This window comes from Anaerotignum faecicola (genome assembly GCA_024460105.1).
GTDB lineage: Bacteria > Bacillota > Clostridia > Lachnospirales > Anaerotignaceae > JANFXS01.
In genome coordinates this window covers 1-531 of sequence record JANFXS010000141.1, presented here as the reverse complement: position 1 = coordinate 531, position 531 = coordinate 1, and the positions used below count along the sequence as shown (strand labels likewise).

Here is a 531-nt window from a genome sequence, read left to right as displayed (position 1 = left end):
GTATCCTCTCATAGGGCAGATTACCGGGCAGTGTACAGTCACTGGCCAGAATAAAACCCGGATAATCATTTTCCGCCAGGATATTATGGACTTCCCGTTCCAGTTCTTCCGGGCTTCCGGAAATCAGGATCTGGCTGCCGTCATCCATGCCTCCCATGATCACCTTCCCCGGAAACAGCTTTCTTCCCTCAAAAAGCTTCACACCGCTCTCCAATATTCCCCAGTTTACCGCTTCACACGGATAATCCACGTAGCGTTCTAAATCTACAAGCGGTTTGCACATGTGCAGAATATTACCGATAGGCGCATGGTCAATCTCTCTCATCAACTGCTCTTCCAGGGGCGCTATATAACGTGCATGCTCTTCGGCGGTAAATCCATCACGTTCTCCGCCCAGAGCGGCATAGTAGATCCCGTCAGCCCCCGCTGCAATACACTCTTCTGCCAGAATCGTCAGAGACTCGGCAATCGCCTGATAAGCACTGTATACACTGTCGGGATTTGTACGCAGATGATACAGCTGGGCGTAAC

The 531-nt window shown here is 51.0% G+C and carries 1 protein-coding gene; it reads right to left on the bottom strand.

The window, feature by feature from the left end:
* Positions 1-531: uroporphyrinogen III decarboxylase (locus tag NE664_13175; protein ID MCQ4727583.1), on the bottom strand; the 531-nt coding region annotated here is incomplete at both ends.